This window comes from Pseudomonas turukhanskensis (assembly GCF_027922365.1).
In the GTDB taxonomy this organism is placed as follows: domain Bacteria; phylum Pseudomonadota; class Gammaproteobacteria; order Pseudomonadales; family Pseudomonadaceae; genus Aquipseudomonas; species Aquipseudomonas turukhanskensis.
Genome location: NZ_BSFN01000004.1, coordinates 132,400 through 147,619 on the forward strand (window position 1 = coordinate 132,400; position 15,220 = coordinate 147,619).

The window sequence follows — 15,220 nt, forward strand, 5'->3', positions numbered from 1 at the left end:
TCAGCGGCCCTTGAACTCGCCCGGGCGGCGTTCCTGCATGGCACGCACGCCTTCCTGCGCATCTTCGCTGGCCATCAGGCGGCGCATGGTGGTTGGCAGGTCGGCCGCTGCTGCTGTTTCCCCTTCGTTCACGGCCTGACGGGCCGACGCCAGGGTCGCCTGGACACCGAGCGGCGCCTGGGCGGCGACCCGCTCGGCAAGCTGCAGGGCACGCGGCATCAGCTCTTCGCTGGCCAGCACTTCCTGCACCAGGCCCAGGCGGCACGCCTCATGGGCATCGAATTCATCACCCGTCAGCAGCCAACGCATGGCGTTGCCCCACCCAGCGGTCTGGTGCATGCGCAGTGTGGCGCCGCCAAAGGGGAAAATGCCGCGCTGCACTTCCATCTGCGCAAAGCGGGTGTTGCTGGCGCACAGGTTGATGTCGGAGGCGAGCATCAGTTCGATGCTGATGGTGTAGCAGTAACCCTGCACGGCGACGATCACCGGCTTGCTGACCCGCGGGCCGCCGAAAACGCCCCAGGGGTCGCAGCCGCCTTCGGGAATCTGCCAACCGCTGACAAAGGTGGCGGCGACATTGGCCAGGTCCAGGCCGGCGGTGAAATGTTCGCCGTGGGCAAAAACCAGCGCCACCCGCGCCTCGGTGTCGCGTTCGAATTCGCCGTAGGCCAGGGTCAGGTCATCGAGTAGCGGCAAGTCGAAGGCATTGCGTTTGCTCGGGCGATCCAGGCCGATCAGCATGATGTGGCCTCGTTTTTCCCGCGTGACACGACCGACGCTGCTGCGATTCATCGAATTATCCTTGTAAGAACGGGCAAGAAAGAGGGCCACTGGTGCGGTATAGCTGGGCTGCTTTGCCTTGTCCATGTACGTCTGTGTGCTACGGTTCACAAGCGTTGCAGCGGTCTATCTCGGTGACCGGCCAGCGGAGTGTAAGGATTTTCTTGGCAAAACTTACACCGCGGTCAAGATTTTCCGGTATAGTGCGCGCCGGCTTCAGACAGCCGTGTTCAGGTTTTGCAGGTTTTTCCGGAGCGAGCTCCGGTTGCAGTTCACCAAGTGGGCGTCCTGAATATCTTCTTTTTTCATTAATACGTTTTCGCAAATCCCCGCCTACAGGGCTGCCAGGGTTACCTTCGGGTCTTACACGGCATGCGCAGCTTTGGAACATGGGTCTTTGCGGATGCACTTTGAGGCAGACCCATGACCCAGGTATCCGGCGGCTTCGCCGCGCTCGGACTTAACCCCAATATTCTCGCTGCAGTAATCGCTACCGGTTACGAAGAGCCTTCGGCTATTCAATTGCAGGCCATTCCGGTCATTCTTGCCGGGCACGACATGATCGGCCAGGCGCAAACCGGTACCGGCAAAACCGCCGCGTTCGCACTGCCTATTCTGAATCGCATCGACCCGGCCAAGCGCGAAGTACAAGCGCTGATCCTGGCGCCGACCCGCGAGCTGGCCCTGCAAGTGGCCACCGCGTTCGAAACCTACTCCAAGCAAATGCCTGGCGTTAACGTGGTTGCCGTTTACGGCGGCGCGCCGATGGGCCCACAACTGAAAGCCATTCGTAATGGCGCACAGATTGTTGTGGCAACTCCAGGTCGTCTGGTTGACCACCTGCGTCGCGACGAGAAAGTGCTGTCGACCATTCAGCACCTGGTGCTCGACGAAGCGGATGAAATGCTCAAGCTGGGCTTTATGGATGACCTGGAAGTTATCTTCAAGGCCATGCCTGCTACCCGTCAGACCGTGCTGTTCTCGGCCACGCTGCCGCACTCGATTCGCGCCATTGCTGAAAAGCACCTGCGTGATCCGAAGCACGTCAAAATCGAAACCAAAACCCAGACCGTGACTGCCATCGAGCAGGCGCACCTGCTGGTTCACGCTGACCAGAAGCACGCTGCCGTATTGCGTCTTTTGGAAGTGGAAGACTTCGACGCGCTGATCGCCTTCGTACGTACCAAGCAAGCCACCCTGGATCTGGCCGCCGCGCTGGAAGCCAAAGGCTACAAGGCCGCTGCACTGAACGGCGACATCGCTCAGAACCAGCGTGAGCGCGTCATCGAATCGCTCAAGGATGGCCGTCTGGACATCGTTGTGGCGACCGACGTTGCTGCTCGTGGTCTCGACGTGCCGCGCATCACCCACGTGATGAACGTGGACATGCCGTACGATCCGGAATCCTACGTACACCGTATTGGCCGTACCGGCCGTGCCGGTCGTACCGGTCGCGCGCTGCTGCTGGTAACCCCGCGTGAGCGCCGCATGCTGCAAGTGATCGAGCGCGTAACCGGGCAGAAAGTTGCCGAAGTACGTCTGCCGAACGGCCAGCAAGTACTGGACGCACGCATCAAGAAACTCACCAACGCCCTCGCGCCGCTGGTGGCTGATGCTGAAGCCAGCCATGGTGATCTGCTTGACCGTCTGACCGCCGACATCGGTTGCAGCCCGCGTGCCCTGGCCGCTGCGCTGCTGCGCAAGGCCACCAATGGCCAAGCGCTGACCCTTGCCGAAGTTGAGCGTGAGCAGCCGCTGGTTCCGACCAGCGCACCGCGTGAGCGCAGCGAGCGTCCTGCCGGTTCCGAGCGCAGTGAGCCGCGTGAGCGTCGCGCGCCAATGCCACTGGCCGAAGGCCGTGCCCGTTGCCGTACCGCCCTGGGCGCACGCGACGGTATTGCTGCCAAGAACCTGTTGGGTGCCATCCTCAACGAAGGCGGCCTGGCCCGCGAAGCCATCGGCCGCATCCAGGTGCGCGACAGCTTCAGCCTGGTTGAGCTGCCGGAAGAAGGTCTGGAGCGTCTGCTGACCAAGCTTAAAGACACTCGCGTGGCGGGTAAGCAGTTGAAGCTGCGTCGGTACCGCGAAGACTGATTCAGCGCCCAATAAAAAACCCGCCTTGTGCGGGTTTTTTATTGCGGTGTTTTTGTAGGAGCCAGCTTGCTGGCGAACCCTGGAAGCGATGTTATCGGTCCCGAACACCGTTTCTAGGGTTCGCGACCAAGGTCGCTCCTACAACTGCTCAACCAAAGCGGTAGATATCCATCCCCAACGCCCCCATCGTGAACCCCTTGTGCGCCACGCTGAACGTACCGCCCGCGCCGCGGGCAAAGTACAGCGGCAACAGGTGTTCATCGCGCGGGTGGCTGCGGACGGCGAAGGGTGCCTGGCTGCGGTAGTCGTGCAGCGCCTGTTCATCGTCCGCAGCCAGATGGTCCACCATCCAGTCGCGGAACGCCTTGGCCCAGGGTTCGATCACTTCCGGCCCGGCGCGCCAGTTCAGCTCGCCGAGGTTATGGGTGATGCTGCCGGACCCAATCAACAGCACGCCTTGCTCACGCAAGCTGGCCAGGGCACGGCCGACGCGGGTTTGGAAGGTTGGGCCGAGGCGGGTAGGAATCGACACCTGGGCGATAGGAATATCGGCAGCCGGGTACATCAAACTCAGTGGCACCCATACGCCGTGATCGAATACGCGGTTGGCATCCAGCTCGGCAGGCAGATCGGCGGCCAGCAGCAAGTCGCGCGCAGCAATGGCCACGTCCGGCGCACCAGGGGCCGGGTATTGCACGGCGTACAGCTCGGGCGGGAAGCCGCCGAAGTCATGCCAGGTATCGGGCTGCGGGTTGCTGTTAACCAGCAATTGATTGCTCTCCCAGTGCGCCGAAACCACCAGAATCGCCTTCGGGCGCGGCAGTTCGGCGGCCAGGCGGGCAAGGGCCGGGCCACTGGCGCCGGGCTCCAGCGCCAACATGGGCGAGCCATGGGAAATAAACAGACTGGGTAACGACATGGGTGAATCCTCGAAATGCATGACCGCATCTTCGAGCTTGGATATATCGAAAACCAGTATAAAATTTCGAGCAATTCAATCGAATTAGTGAGGCAATCATGCAGCCTGAGTTTTGGCAAAGGCGCTGGCAGAACAACCAGATCGGCTTTCATGCCGCCACCACCAATGCCTATTTGCAGCAGTACTGGCCGCAGTTGAACGTGCCTGCTGGCGCCCAGGTGTTGGTGCCGTTATGTGGCAAAAGCCTTGATCTGCTGTGGCTGGCAGGGCAGGGGCTGCGGGTGCTTGGGGTGGAATTGGTCGAAAAGGCCGTGCAGGACTTTTTCCGTGAACAGGCGCTGGAGCCGGAGGTGCGAGAACATGGCGCCTTCCGTATTTATCAGGCGGGTGATCTGCAGCTGTGGTGTGGCGATATCTTTGCCCTTACGGCGCAAGACGTGCGCGACTGCCACGCCTTGTACGACCGGGCTGCCCTGATCGCGTTTCCGCCGGCGATGCGTGAGGCCTACGGGCAGCACCTGACGCGCGTGCTGCCGAGCGGTTGCCAGGGGTTGTTGGTTAGTCTCGATTACGACCAGAGCCAAATGGAGGGGCCGCCGTTCTCAGTGCCCGATGAAGAGGTGCAAGCGCTACTGGCCGACTGGCAGCCGCAATTGCTGCACGTGGAGAACGGGCTGGAGGCTGAAGAAAACTGGAAGTTCTTGCAACGAGGTTTGAGGCGGATGGATGAGCGCATCTACCGCCTCAAGCGCTAAACACTAGGCAGGCGTTCAGTCGATCTTCAGCTTGCCAATGCGGTCGTTATCCAGGCTGCCGAAGTACAGGTAGCCGCCCACCGGTTTTACTGATGTAACCATACGCAGGTTGGTGCCGCTGGTGTCGTGCAGGCTGCGAGTGATTTTGCCTTGCTCGTCCACGGCAATCGCCAGGCCGTATTTGGCCGGTTTCGGCCACAGGGCGCGCGGCAGCTTGGCCATTTGCGCTTTCAACCAGGGCTGGCCCTGCAAAAAATCGGCGTCGGCTTTGCGCGGGGTAGGCAGTGCAACCCAGAAGGTGCCGGCGCGGTCGCCTTGCAGGTTGTCAGGCATGCCGGGCAGGTTGTCGATAAAGATATCGTGGGTGCCGGTTTTCGGGCCTTTGAGCCATAGGCGGCTGATGCGGTAGCGGTAGGTTTCGTTGACCAGCACAAAGTCTTCTTTGGCCGACAGCGCCACGCCGTTGGCGAAGTACAGGTCTTTGAGCAGCACGTCGGTGGTTTTGCTCACCGGGTCGTAGCGCAGCAAGCGACCATAAGGGCGGCCTTCGAGCAGGTCGAGCAGGTAGTCCGGTTGCTGGAACTTGCTTGAGGCGTCAGAGAAGTAGATGCGCCCGTCGCTGGCGATATCCAGGTCGTCGGTAAAGCGGAACGGCACGCCACCGGCCTCGGTGGTGAGTACGCTGATCTGGCCTTGCGGGTTGATGCTCAGCAGGCCTTTATAGGCGTCGGCCACAATCAGGTTGCCCTTGGCGTCGAAGTCCATGCCCAGCGGACGACCCTGGGTCTCGGCGAAGGTTTCGACGCTGCCGTCGGTTTTCACCCGGATGATCTTGCCGTCGTGGGTGCCACCATATAGGCGGCCTTCACTGTCCACGGCTGTGTCTTCGGGGCCGTGCACCTGGCCTTTGGCGAGCAGCTCGGCTTTCATCAGGGCATCATTGGGCTCCAGTACGCCGGTCATGGCCGGTTCGTGGGGCGGGGTCCACGCCAGCGGGTCGATCGGGCTGGGTTTGGCCAGCAGATAGACGACGGCGATGACCAATAGCAGGGCCACCAGGCCGAGAAACTTTTTCATGACATATCCTTGTTCTGATTATTGTCGGACAAAACGACGGCAGCATAGGAGCGCCGATTGCGCAGAGCAAGCCGTGAATCACCGGCTATAGCCAGGCTCGATATATACTGCGCGGCAAATTTAAGGAGAGGCATGTGGCCATCGATATCAATTGGATCCGCGATGACGCCAGCTTGGTGCGTTTGTGCGCCGAATGGCGGCGTCTGCCGTATGTGGCCCTCGACACCGAATTCATGCGGGTCGACACGTTTTACCCCATCGCCGGTCTGTTGCAGGTGTGCGATGGCAGCCAGGTTTTTCTGATTGATCCGCTGCTGATTCAGAGCTGGGACGCGTTCGCCGAGCTGTTGTCCGACCCTGCTGTGCTCAAGGTTTTACATGCCTGCAGCGAAGATCTCGAAGTGTTTTCGCGCCTGACCGGCACCTTGCCGTTGCCGCTGTTCGACACCCAGATCGCCGCCGCCTACCTCAATATCGGTTTCTCCATGGGCTATTCGCGCCTGGTGCAGAGCGTGCTGGATATCGACCTGCCCAAGGGCGAAACCCGCTCCGACTGGTTGCAGCGCCCACTCTCGGAAACCCAGGTGAGCTACGCCGCCGAAGACGTATTGCACTTGGCTGAAGTATTTGAAGCCCTGCGCGCGCGCCTGGCGCCGGACAAGTTCAGCTGGGTGCTGGAAGACGGCGACGAGATGGTGACCAACCTGCGCCGCGAGATCGATCCCAACGAGGTATACCGCGACGCCAAGCTCGGCTGGAAACTGCCGCCGGCTAAACTGGCCGTGCTGCGCGAGCTGTATGCCTGGCGTGAACAGCAGGCGCGCTTGCGTAACCTGCCGCGCAACCGGGTGATCCGCGAGAACTCGCTGTGGCCGATGGCCCGCAGCCAGCCCGACAACCTCGTGGCCCTGGCGCGCATTGAAGACATGCACCCGAAAACTGTGCGTCAGGATGGCGAGTTTCTGCTGGGCCTGATCAAGCAAGCCGCGGCCAAACCGGCCGAGGAATGGCCCGAGCCGTTGCCCGAGCCCTTGCCCGTAGAAGCCACCACCTTGCTCAAGAAACTGCGCGCCATAGGCCAGGCGCAAGCCGAGCGGCTGGATATCGCCCCGGAAATCATGCTGCGCAAGAAAGTGCTCGAAGCGCTGCTCAAAAGCGGCTACCCGAATGGTCCTTACCAACTGCCCGAGTCCCTGCGTGGTTGGCGACGTGAATTGATGGGCCAGGAACTGCTCGACAGCCTGGCAGCGCATCCCCAGGAAGAACAGGCATGAAGCAGATCTGCTCGATTTATCGCAGCCCGAAAAAGAACGAGATGTACCTTTACGTGCTCAAGGCCGACGCCTTGAAAAAGGTGCCGGAATCGTTACTGGTGGCCTTCGGGCCGCCCAAGCACACGTTTGATCTGGTGCTGAGCCCGGAGCGGGCGCTGGCCCGTGAGGATATCCATAAGGTGCTGGAAAACCTGGAAACCCAGGGCTATCACCTGCAAATGCCGCCCGCCGAAGACGAATACATCCAGCATCTGCCCGAAGAGCTCCTGCGCCGCAACGACCCTGTGTAATGCGACCCTCTGGGGGCGGCCAGGCGGCGTTGCGTCCTCGCTTTTAATGCTCACGTACGCAAGTACGCTGCGCTTAAAAGCTCCGGGGCGCCTTGCCTGGCTCTAGCCCAGTAGGTCGGAAGAAGCTTTAAAAGCAAAAAGCAAAGCCGGGCGGAGTCTCGGCAATCACACCGTATTTTTCTGTCTAGAGGTGGTGCCACCTAGCGTGGCTTCGCCGTGTCTGAAGGTTTTTCTGTCCCATGCGCGTTTTACTTGCTGAACATGACCACGCCTTGTATGCCGACTTGCTGCGTGCCGCCCAACCCGATCTGGATCTGGTGATCAGCGACGATCCCAGCGAATTGGCGACGCTGGCGCCCGATTGCGAGGTCTGGCTGGGTGAGCCAGGCCTGCTGGCCACTGTGCTGCGCAAGGGCCACCAGCCGCAATGGTTCCAATCGACCTGGGCGGGCATTACGCCATTGCTGCAAAAAGACCTGCCCACCGACTACCGCCTGACCCGCGCCGTGGGCATTTTTGGCCAGGTGATGGCCGAATACGTGCTCACCTATATGCTTGCCCATGAACGCGAAGTGCTGGCGCGCCTGGCCGCGCAGGTCGAGCGCCGCTGGGATAACCACGCGCCGCGCAGCCTGGCCGGGCGCCGCGTGCTGATCGTCGGTACGGGTGAAATCGGCTTGAGCGTGGCGCAGTTTCTCGCCCCGTTCGGCGTCGAGTTGTACGGTGTGGCCACCGCGGTGCGGGAGTTGGCGCCGTTCAGGGAAGTGGCCGCCATGGCCGAGTTGCCGCGCCTGGTCGCGCAGGCCGACTACGTAATCAACCTGCTACCCGATACGCCGGCTACCCACGACATCTACGACGCGACACTGTTTGCCAAATTCCTGCCCACGGCACTGTTTATCAACGCTGGGCGCGGTGTGGCGGTGGTGGATGCCGATTTGGTGGCAGCCTTGCGCGAAGGCCATCTGGCCGGCGCCATTATCGATGTGTGCCGCCAGGAGCCGTTGCCAGCGCGGCATCCGTTCTGGACCGCCTTTGGTCTGCTGCTGACCGGCCACAGCTCGGCGCCGACCTTGCCGCCGCTGATGGCCCAGCTGTTTCTGGACAATCTGCAGCGCTTTAAAGACGGCCAACCGCTGCGCGGCGAAGTGGACTTTTCCAAGGGCTATTGAGAGTAGATAGCCGAGCGCGGTTCGCAGGCTGGTAAAACGGTCTGCAACCGTTTGGCCATGCGGCCTTGGCCGGTGCGCATGCAGGCGCTAGACTGCCGCGCTTTTCATCCTCAACCGGGTCCTCGCTATGGCCGCCAAAGTCGAACCCTTCTGGAAACGCAAAACCCTCGACCAGCTCGACAAGGACGAGTGGGAATCGCTGTGCGACGGCTGTGGCCTGTGCTGCCTGCAAAAGCTCGAAGACGAAGACGATGGCAGCGTTTATTACACGCGCATTGCCTGCAAGCTGCTGGACCTGAAAACCTGCCGCTGCAGCGACTACGCCAACCGCCGCCAGTTCGTACCCGATTGCATTCAGCTCACGCCGGGCCAGGCCAGCGAATTCCGCTGGCTGCCGCCTACCTGCGGGTATCGCCTGGTAGCCGAAGGCAAAGACCTGGAAAGCTGGCACCCACTGGTGTGTGGCGACCCGGAAATGGTCCACAACGCCGGCATTTCACAAGTGGGCACTATGCTCAGTGAGACCGCCGTCGCTGAAGATGACTGGGAAGACTATATGATCTTCCGCTCTGGCTAACGGGCCAGACCTCGGTGAATCAAACGAAATCAGGCCGGTCATAGGGAATTACCGCGCCGCGTTACAAGGACCTGTTTTTGATGCCCATCCACCACCGTCTGCTGTTCACTTTCGCCCTGCTGGCTTGCAGCACACCGCTACTGGCGGTGGAAAAGGTCGACCTCGACTACACCGTGCGTTTTCTCCCTGACAGCGACCAGGCCGAAGTACGCCTGACCCTGGACCAGGGCGAAGCGGTGCGCAGCCTGAGTTTCAATCTGGGCAAAAAAGGCTATTACAGCGACTTCAAAACCGACGGCACCTGGCAACTGGACGCCGCCCAACCGGGCGAGCGGCAGAACGGCGTATGGCAACCGGGCAAGGGCAAAACCACGCTCACGTACCGCGTGCACATCAACCATCCCCGCCCGGCCGCCGAAGGCAAAGCCACCAGCTTCGATGCGCGCATGACGGCCGATTGGGCACTGCTGCGCGGTGACGATCTAGTCCCTAGCGCCAAGCTGGACCAGCACGAGGGCACCGAACTGGTATCGCGCCTGCAATTCGAATTGCCCAAAGGCTGGAAAAGCGTGGAAACCGGCTGGCCGCGCATCGGCAAGAATCGCTTTCGCATCGACAACCCTTCGCGCCTGCTCGACCGCCCGACCGGCTGGATTCTGGCCGGCAAGATCGGCACCCGCCGCGCCAGGCTGGGCGAAACCGAAGTGACGGTGGCCGCGCCCGTGGGCGCCGGCATGCGCCGAATGGATGTGCTGACCCTGCTGACCTTCGTCTGGCCGCAGGTGCAGGCGGTGTTCCCGCGTGACCCGGCCAAGCTTTTGGTAGTGGGGGCGGGGAATCCGATGTGGCGCGGCGGTTTGTCGGCCTCCAATTCGCTGTTTATGCACGCTGACCGCCCGCTGGTGAGCGAGAACGGCACCAGCTCGCTGGTGCATGAACTGGTGCATGTATTCAGCCGCATTCGCGACACCGACCAGAGCGACTGGATCAGCGAAGGCCTGGCCGAGTACTACGCCATCGAACTGGTGCACCGTGCCGGCGGCATGAGCGAGGAGCGCTACCAGGCGGTAAACGCCAACCTTAAGCAATGGAGCCGCAAGGTGGTGAGCCTGCGCGGCAACAGCGTCAGTGGCCGCACCACGGCCCGCGCCGTGTTGCTGCTACAAGACCTTGACCGCGAAATTCGCAAGGCCACTGGCAATAAACGCTCGCTGGACGACGTCAGTCGTGGGTTGATGCGTATGGATGGGGTGAGCACCAAAGACTTTGTCAGCGTGGCTGAGGATGTCATGGGTGGGGCGTCGAAGGTGCTGGATACTCCGCTGCTGAAGGTAACGGAATAACCGTAGGGTGTGCTCTGCGCACCGTTGCGGTCTCCTGAGAAATCGCAATGGTGCGCGGAGCACACTCTACAAGAGCAGATCGGCGGCGCTTTCAGGACTGAAACGATTTCCCAAACAACGGCCCAGACTTGGTATTCAGCCCCTTGGCTAGACGGTCATAGAGCACCACGTTAACCGTCGCCGCCAGGTTCATGCAGCCATTGGTGGGGATATAAATCACCTCTTCACACCAGGCCAACACCTCTTTGCTCAACGAGCCGTCTTCGGGGCCGAAGATATAGATCGCCCGGTCCGGGTGGGTGTATTCGGGCAGCGGCCTGGCGCCTTCCACCAGTTCCACAGCCACCGGCGTGCAGCCCAGCGGAATGATGCTTTTCAGGTCTTCGATGCCAATCAGCGGGATGTCCTGGTGGACCATCTTGGTGTCGGTGACAAATTCCTGCGCGCGGGCGTAGCGCTTGCCGGTGTAGAACACCGAGTTCACACCGTAGCAGCCGGCGGCGCGCATGACGGCGCCGACATTGTCTGGGGATTTTGGATTGAACAACCCGATGCAACTGTAACGACGGTTAGCCACAAATCGCTCTCTTACTCTTTGCTTTTCAGCAGGGCGGCCAGGTCGGCAAAGGCTTTGTGTGTCACCTTCGGCCCGGTGGGGCTGGCGGTGGAGCCTTCGCTGAAGTACTGCTGGTCGGTGTAGCGCGAGTGTTCGTTGTCGTGACAGAACAGGCACAACAGCTCCCAGTTGGAGCCGTCTTGCGGGTTGTTGTCGTGGTTGTGGTCGCGGTGATGCACGGTCAGTTCGCTCAGGCGTTTGCCTTCGAACTCGCGTTGGCAGCGGCCGCAAATGTGCGGATACATCTTCAGGGCTTTGGCGCGGTAGCCTTCTTCGCGGCTGCGCTGGGCTTCGGCGATCAGGCGGTCGGTTTTAAGGGTGGCCGCCGATTTTTCTGTGCTCATGGGAATACCTGTTCAGTCCAGGGTGTAAAAAGAGATTTGTCACGTGATTGCTATGGTGAGCCCGGCGCGCGGGCTTCTCAAGCGGGCTCAGCGTTTTTCCGCGATCCAGATGGTGTGCCGCGTGCCTTTGTTGCCGTGGGCGTACACCTGCACTTCTTCAACCTTGAAGCCGGCTTTGGCCACGCGCTCGGAAAACTTGCGGTCGGCGCTGGCCGACCACACGGCCAGAATGCCCTTGGCGCGCAACGCGCGGTGGCAGTTCTGTAAGCCGGCGGCGGAGTACAAACCGCTGTTACTTCTTTGCGTGAGACCTTCGGGACCGTTGTCGACGTCGAGCATGATGGCGTCGAAGCCCTGCGGTTCGCTTTGCAGTACGTTGGCGACGTCGGCGCAGCGGATCTCGCTGCGGGGGTCGTCAATGGGCATGCCGGCTTTGGCGCCGAGCGGGCCGCGGTTCCATTCGATGACGCCGGGCACCAGTTCGGCTACCACCACTTGGGCATTTTTGCCCAGGTGTTTAAGCGCCGAAGCCAGGGTAAAGCCCATGCCCAGGCCGCCGATCAGCACGCGCGGAGTGGGGCGGTGAGTCACGCGTTTGCAGGGGATTTCGGCCAGGGCGTCTTCGGAGCCGTGCATGCGCGTGTTCATCAGCTGGCCGCCGTCGCCGCCCTGAATCTTGATTACGAAATCTTCGCCATACTCGAACAGGCACAGGGCGCCGCCATTCTCGGGAATCGGGGCAGTGTCGAGCAGAACGAAGCGTTTCATCGAGAGTGAGCCTAATACGGGGGCGCGTAGTCTAACGTTCACGCCAGGGTTACGGAGGTGCGATATGCAACTGTTCAGATTGATGGTGCTGGGTGCAGGGCTGCTGGCTTGCTCGGGAGCGATGGCGGCGACGCCGGGTTCGCCCGGTACGCCCACGCCCAATCCCTACCAGACCATTCAGCCACGCAATGTGCCGATGCCGGCACCGGCAGCCCGGCCGACGGCTCCGGGCGCCTACGATTCGCGAAGTCTGCCGCCGGCCAATACGGTGAACCAGCGGGATAACGGCTTGCAGATGCAGCAGGCGCCGAGTACGCCGAAGGTGAAGCCCGCGGAGCCGGTGAGGCCGCGGGTGGAGGAGTAGGAAGATTAACGGCCCCTCACCCCAACCCTCTCCCGCACGCGGGAGAGGGTGCTAAAACAGTGATCGGCGGGAGAAGTCACCCCTGGCCCGCGTGCGGGAGCGGGGGCCGGGGGTGAGGGCGGACCAAACGCGGTATCAGCCCACCAACCCCAATACCTTCAACAAAAACGCATACTCCAGCGCCACATCTTTGATCCCTTGATACCGCCCACTCATCCCGCCATGCCCGGCCCCCAGGTCGGTCTTCAATAGCAGCAGGTTGTCGTCCGTCTTGTGCGCTCGCAACCGGGCTACCCATTTCGCTGCCTCCCAGTACTGCACGCGACTGTCGTTGTAGCCGGCCACCGCCAGCAGCGCCGGGTAGGCTTGAGCGGCGACGTTTTCATACGGCGCGTAGCCTTTTATGCGCTCGAATACCTCGGGCTCGTGCGGGTCGCCCCATTCGTCGTACTCGGTCACAGTCAGCGGCAAGTCGGGGTTCTGCATGGTGTTGAGCACGTCTACGAACGGTACTTCGGCGATGGCGGCGGCGAATAGATCCGGGCGCTGGTTCAGTACCGCGCCAATCAACAAGCCGCCCGCACTGCCGCCACTGATAGCCAACTGCTGCGGGGTGGTGTAGCCCTGGGCGATCACGTGCTCGGCGCAGGCGATAAAGTCGCTGAAGGTGTTGGCCTTGTGTTCCAGCTTGCCAGCGCGGTACCAGGCTTCACCCAGTTCGCCGCCGCCGCGAACGTGGGCGATGGCAAAGACAAAGCCGCGGTCCAGCAGGCTCAGGCGGCCATGGGAAAACCAGGGGTCGAGGCTGGCGCCGTAGGCACCGTAGCCGTAGAGATAGAAGGGCGCTGGCTTGCCCAGGGTTTCGCGGCGTGCCACCAGGCTGATGGGGATTTGCGTGCCATCGGCAGCGCTAGCCCACAGGCGCTGGCTGACGTAAGCATCGGCATCGAACACGCCTTCCACCGGCGTTTCTTTCAGTACCACCTGCTCGCCGCTGACCAGATGCAATTGGCGCACTTGCGCCGGGCGATTGAGCGCCTCGTAGCGCAGGCGAATCACCTCGCTCTCGAACTCCAGGCTGTCCTGTACATGCAGGCTGTACGCGGCGTCGGGCAGTTGAACGCGCGCTGGCGGCAGGCCCAGGCCGTGCACTTCGAGAATCGGTAAACCGCCTTCGCGCAGGCTGAGGATGATGGCGCCGGCGTTCAGCGTCGTGTCTTCGAGCATCACGGCCGGGTTATGGGCAATCAGCTCTTGCCAGTCGACGCGGCTCGGTACGCCGGTGGTGGCGGCGTGATAGAGGGCAAAGTTGATGCCGGTCTGGTTACTGCGAATGATCCACCCCCAGTTGCCGGCGACATCGCCATGCACCAGACGGCCATGGTCGACAAAATACTCGTGGCCTTCCACGCGGGGCGCCAGGCAGGTGAATGCACCGCTGGGTGTGTCGGCATCCAGCGCCCAGGTTTCGCAGGTGGTTTTGCTGTTGAGCAAGACAAACAATTGGCGCTCGGAGCTGGAGCGGTAGCAGTTGAGGAAAAAGCGGCCATCCGGTTCTTCGAACACCAGCTCGGCGCCGTCGCCGCCCAGGGTGTGGCGGTAGAGTTTGTGAGGGCGGTGGGTGTCGTCCAGTTCGCCGAAGAACAGCGTCTGGCTGTCGTTGGCCCAGGTCATGCTGCCGTCGCAGTCTTCAAAGGGCAGGGCGGTGATGGCGCCGCTGGCGAGTTCTTTGACGAACAGCCGATAAATCTCGTCGCCGCTGGTGTCCAGGCTATAGGCCAGGCGCGCGTGGTCGGGGCTGATGCTAAAGGCGCCCAGGGCAAGAAAGCCGCCGTCGGCCAGCTCGTTCGGGTCCAGCAGCAGGTGCTCGCTGGTGGTGTCGACGGTGTTGCTGCCATCGGCTGGGCGCTTGCAGCGGTAGTGGCGCGGGTATTCGTCCCCGGCGGTGGTGCGGGTGTAATACAGGTACGGACCCCAGGGCGATGGCAATGACAGGTCGGTCTCGCGGATGCGGCCTTTTATTTCGGCAAACAATTGCTCGCGCAGCTCGGCCTGACCGGCCAGTTGCTCGTCCAGGTAGGCGTTTTCGGCCTTGAGGTAATTCAGCACGTCGTCGCTGTCGCGGTTTTCCAGCCAGTGGTAAGGGTCGTTACCCGGCTCTGTGCGGGCGAGAGGTGGGCGGGTGGTGGGCGCTTGCGGCATGCAGAAAACTCCAGAGCGAGGGCGACCGACGTCGAGCGCGCCGGGCAGGAGAAAAGCCGCTATCATAAGCGCCCCTTCGCCAGCATCGCCACGAACCGCATGAACGAAAACGATTACGTCCTCGTCTGGGGCCTCTATGCCATTGCCGCCCTGGGCTGCTTGCTGGTGTTCTTCCGCCTGACGGGCTGGATGTGGCGCTACCTGCGTGAGCCGTTGCGGGTGGTGGTTGCCGTGCTGCTGTTTACCCCCACCATTGTTGACCCGGCCAAAGACTTGTACGCCCCCGCCGTGGCCATTTCTGCGCTGGACCTGCTGTTCAAGGTGGGCAGCAACGTCTGGCGCGCGGTAGCCGATCTGGCCATGTACGGCATGATCGCCTTGGCCGTGTACCTGTTGTTTGTGCTGATTCGCTGGCCCATCGAGCGCGCCTGGAACAAACGCCAGGCCGCCAAGGTGGCGCCCGAGCCGGACGACGAAGACGCTCCGACCCTGCGCGAGTTGATGGAGCGCGAGCCGCAGAGCAAGCCATACATCAAGCCCCGTACCGAAAGCTATACGCCTCCCGCCAGTGGCAGCGATGGCCGTCGGGCGCGTATCGAACCTCGTCTTTAAGCCCCTGCCGTCCTGAGCTGTCTGCAAGAGTGT

The 15,220-nt window shown here is 61.9% G+C and carries 16 protein-coding genes; 9 read left to right on the forward strand and 7 right to left on the reverse strand.

The window, feature by feature from the left end:
* The gene (locus tag PKE98_RS09235) at nucleotides 1–792 is read right to left on the reverse strand and encodes a crotonase/enoyl-CoA hydratase family protein (RefSeq protein ID WP_271194990.1); all 792 of its coding nucleotides are present in this window, start codon (nucleotides 790–792) and stop codon (nucleotides 1–3) included.
* A gap of 411 nt (nucleotides 793–1,203) precedes the next feature.
* Between PKE98_RS09235 and PKE98_RS09240 the strand changes: the two genes are divergently transcribed.
* Nucleotides 1,204–2,874 (forward strand): DEAD/DEAH box helicase, encoded by a 1,671-nt coding sequence (locus tag PKE98_RS09240; RefSeq protein WP_507763566.1) that lies wholly within the window; start codon nucleotides 1,204–1,206, stop codon nucleotides 2,872–2,874.
* A gap of 148 nt (nucleotides 2,875–3,022) precedes the next feature.
* On the opposite strand, the gene PKE98_RS09245 is transcribed toward PKE98_RS09240, so the two are convergent.
* On the reverse strand, nucleotides 3,023–3,793 hold the full coding sequence (locus PKE98_RS09245; protein WP_271194991.1) for a DODA-type extradiol aromatic ring-opening family dioxygenase: 771 nt from the start codon (nucleotides 3,791–3,793) through the stop codon (nucleotides 3,023–3,025).
* Nucleotides 3,794–3,891: 98 nt separating this feature from the next.
* On the opposite strand from PKE98_RS09245, the gene PKE98_RS09250 reads away from it, so the two are divergent.
* A complete protein-coding gene (locus PKE98_RS09250; protein WP_271194992.1) occupies nucleotides 3,892–4,548 on the forward strand; it encodes a thiopurine S-methyltransferase in 657 nt (218 codons plus the stop codon).
* A 15-nt stretch (nucleotides 4,549–4,563) separates the two neighbouring features.
* Here the strand turns inward: PKE98_RS09250 and PKE98_RS09255 are convergent, their stop codons facing one another.
* Nucleotides 4,564–5,625 carry an SMP-30/gluconolactonase/LRE family protein gene (locus tag PKE98_RS09255; protein ID WP_271194993.1) on the reverse strand — a complete coding sequence of 354 codons (1,062 nt, stop codon included), beginning with the start codon at nucleotides 5,623–5,625 and terminating at the stop codon, nucleotides 4,564–4,566.
* A 134-nt stretch (nucleotides 5,626–5,759) separates the two neighbouring features.
* Here PKE98_RS09255 and rnd point away from each other — a divergent pair, with 134 nt between their 5' ends.
* The 5 genes from rnd (at nucleotide 5,760) to PKE98_RS09280 (ending at nucleotide 10,281) form a co-directional block, all read left to right on the forward strand.
* A complete protein-coding gene (gene rnd / locus PKE98_RS09260; RefSeq protein WP_271194994.1) occupies nucleotides 5,760–6,899 on the forward strand; it encodes a ribonuclease D in 1,140 nt (379 codons plus the stop codon).
* Complete coding sequence (locus PKE98_RS09265) at nucleotides 6,896–7,189, forward strand: YcgL domain-containing protein (RefSeq protein ID WP_271194995.1); 294 nt, start codon at nucleotides 6,896–6,898, stop codon at nucleotides 7,187–7,189. Before rnd ends, PKE98_RS09265 begins: the two co-directional genes overlap by 4 nt.
* A 239-nt stretch (nucleotides 7,190–7,428) precedes the next feature.
* Nucleotides 7,429–8,361 (forward strand): D-2-hydroxyacid dehydrogenase, encoded by a 933-nt coding sequence (locus tag PKE98_RS09270; protein WP_271194996.1) that lies wholly within the window; start codon nucleotides 7,429–7,431, stop codon nucleotides 8,359–8,361.
* 127 nt (nucleotides 8,362–8,488) lie between these two features.
* Nucleotides 8,489–8,938: a YcgN family cysteine cluster protein gene (locus PKE98_RS09275; RefSeq protein WP_271194997.1), complete on the forward strand. Its 450-nt coding sequence runs from the start codon at nucleotides 8,489–8,491 to the stop codon at nucleotides 8,936–8,938.
* Between the two features lie 80 nt (nucleotides 8,939–9,018).
* Nucleotides 9,019–10,281, forward strand: a complete 1,263-nt coding sequence (locus PKE98_RS09280; RefSeq protein WP_271194998.1) for a M61 metallopeptidase family protein — start codon at nucleotides 9,019–9,021, stop codon at nucleotides 10,279–10,281.
* Between the two features lie 91 nt (nucleotides 10,282–10,372).
* Here PKE98_RS09280 and PKE98_RS09285 read toward each other — a convergent pair whose 3' ends face one another.
* The 3 genes from PKE98_RS09285 to PKE98_RS09295 form a co-directional block, all read right to left on the reverse strand.
* On the reverse strand, nucleotides 10,373–10,858 hold the full coding sequence (locus PKE98_RS09285) for an RNA methyltransferase (protein WP_271194999.1): 486 nt from the start codon (nucleotides 10,856–10,858) through the stop codon (nucleotides 10,373–10,375).
* An 11-nt stretch (nucleotides 10,859–10,869) separates the two neighbouring features.
* The gene (locus PKE98_RS09290; RefSeq protein ID WP_108099891.1) at nucleotides 10,870–11,241 is read right to left on the reverse strand and encodes a YajD family HNH nuclease; all 372 of its coding nucleotides are present in this window, start codon (nucleotides 11,239–11,241) and stop codon (nucleotides 10,870–10,872) included.
* Nucleotides 11,242–11,328: 87 nt separating this feature from the next.
* Nucleotides 11,329–12,009 (reverse strand): spermidine synthase, encoded by a 681-nt coding sequence (locus tag PKE98_RS09295; RefSeq protein WP_271195000.1) that lies wholly within the window; start codon nucleotides 12,007–12,009, stop codon nucleotides 11,329–11,331.
* A 64-nt stretch (nucleotides 12,010–12,073) separates the two neighbouring features.
* On the opposite strand from PKE98_RS09295, the gene PKE98_RS09300 reads away from it, so the two are divergent.
* Nucleotides 12,074–12,373, forward strand: a complete 300-nt coding sequence (locus tag PKE98_RS09300; protein ID WP_271195001.1) for a hypothetical protein — start codon at nucleotides 12,074–12,076, stop codon at nucleotides 12,371–12,373.
* A 135-nt stretch (nucleotides 12,374–12,508) separates the two neighbouring features.
* Here the strand turns inward: PKE98_RS09300 and PKE98_RS09305 are convergent, their stop codons facing one another.
* Entirely contained in the window at nucleotides 12,509–14,575 is a 2,067-nt protein-coding gene (locus PKE98_RS09305) for a S9 family peptidase (protein WP_271195002.1), read from the reverse strand.
* Nucleotides 14,576–14,674: 99 nt separating this feature from the next.
* Between PKE98_RS09305 and PKE98_RS09310 the strand changes: the two genes are divergently transcribed.
* Complete coding sequence (locus PKE98_RS09310; RefSeq protein ID WP_271195003.1) at nucleotides 14,675–15,187, forward strand: MFS transporter; 513 nt, start codon at nucleotides 14,675–14,677, stop codon at nucleotides 15,185–15,187.
* The last annotated feature ends 33 nt before the right edge of the window (nucleotides 15,188–15,220 follow it).

Excerpts from the sequence above, each read along its gene's own strand:
- PKE98_RS09305 (WP_271195002.1), bottom strand. The coding sequence starts at position 14,575 with ATGCCGCAAGCGCCCACCACCCGCCCACCTCTCGCCCGCACAGAGCCG.
- PKE98_RS09250 (WP_271194992.1), top strand. The coding sequence starts at position 3,892 with ATGCAGCCTGAGTTTTGGCAAAGGCGCTGGCAGAACAACCAGATCGGC.
- PKE98_RS09235 (WP_271194990.1), bottom strand. The coding sequence starts at position 792 with ATGAATCGCAGCAGCGTCGGTCGTGTCACGCGGGAAAAACGAGGCCAC.
- PKE98_RS09240 (WP_507763566.1), top strand. The coding sequence starts at position 1,204 with ATGACCCAGGTATCCGGCGGCTTCGCCGCGCTCGGACTTAACCCCAAT.
- PKE98_RS09290 (WP_108099891.1), bottom strand. The coding sequence starts at position 11,241 with ATGAGCACAGAAAAATCGGCGGCCACCCTTAAAACCGACCGCCTGATC.
- PKE98_RS09300 (WP_271195001.1), top strand. The coding sequence starts at position 12,074 with ATGCAACTGTTCAGATTGATGGTGCTGGGTGCAGGGCTGCTGGCTTGC.
- PKE98_RS09270 (WP_271194996.1), top strand. The coding sequence starts at position 7,429 with ATGCGCGTTTTACTTGCTGAACATGACCACGCCTTGTATGCCGACTTG.
- PKE98_RS09310 (WP_271195003.1), top strand. The coding sequence starts at position 14,675 with ATGAACGAAAACGATTACGTCCTCGTCTGGGGCCTCTATGCCATTGCC.
- PKE98_RS09245 (WP_271194991.1), bottom strand. The coding sequence starts at position 3,793 with ATGTCGTTACCCAGTCTGTTTATTTCCCATGGCTCGCCCATGTTGGCG.
- PKE98_RS09275 (WP_271194997.1), top strand. The coding sequence starts at position 8,489 with ATGGCCGCCAAAGTCGAACCCTTCTGGAAACGCAAAACCCTCGACCAG.
- PKE98_RS09295 (WP_271195000.1), bottom strand. The coding sequence starts at position 12,009 with ATGAAACGCTTCGTTCTGCTCGACACTGCCCCGATTCCCGAGAATGGC.
- PKE98_RS09255 (WP_271194993.1), bottom strand. The coding sequence starts at position 5,625 with ATGAAAAAGTTTCTCGGCCTGGTGGCCCTGCTATTGGTCATCGCCGTC.
- PKE98_RS09265 (WP_271194995.1), top strand. The coding sequence starts at position 6,896 with ATGAAGCAGATCTGCTCGATTTATCGCAGCCCGAAAAAGAACGAGATG.
- PKE98_RS09280 (WP_271194998.1), top strand. The coding sequence starts at position 9,019 with ATGCCCATCCACCACCGTCTGCTGTTCACTTTCGCCCTGCTGGCTTGC.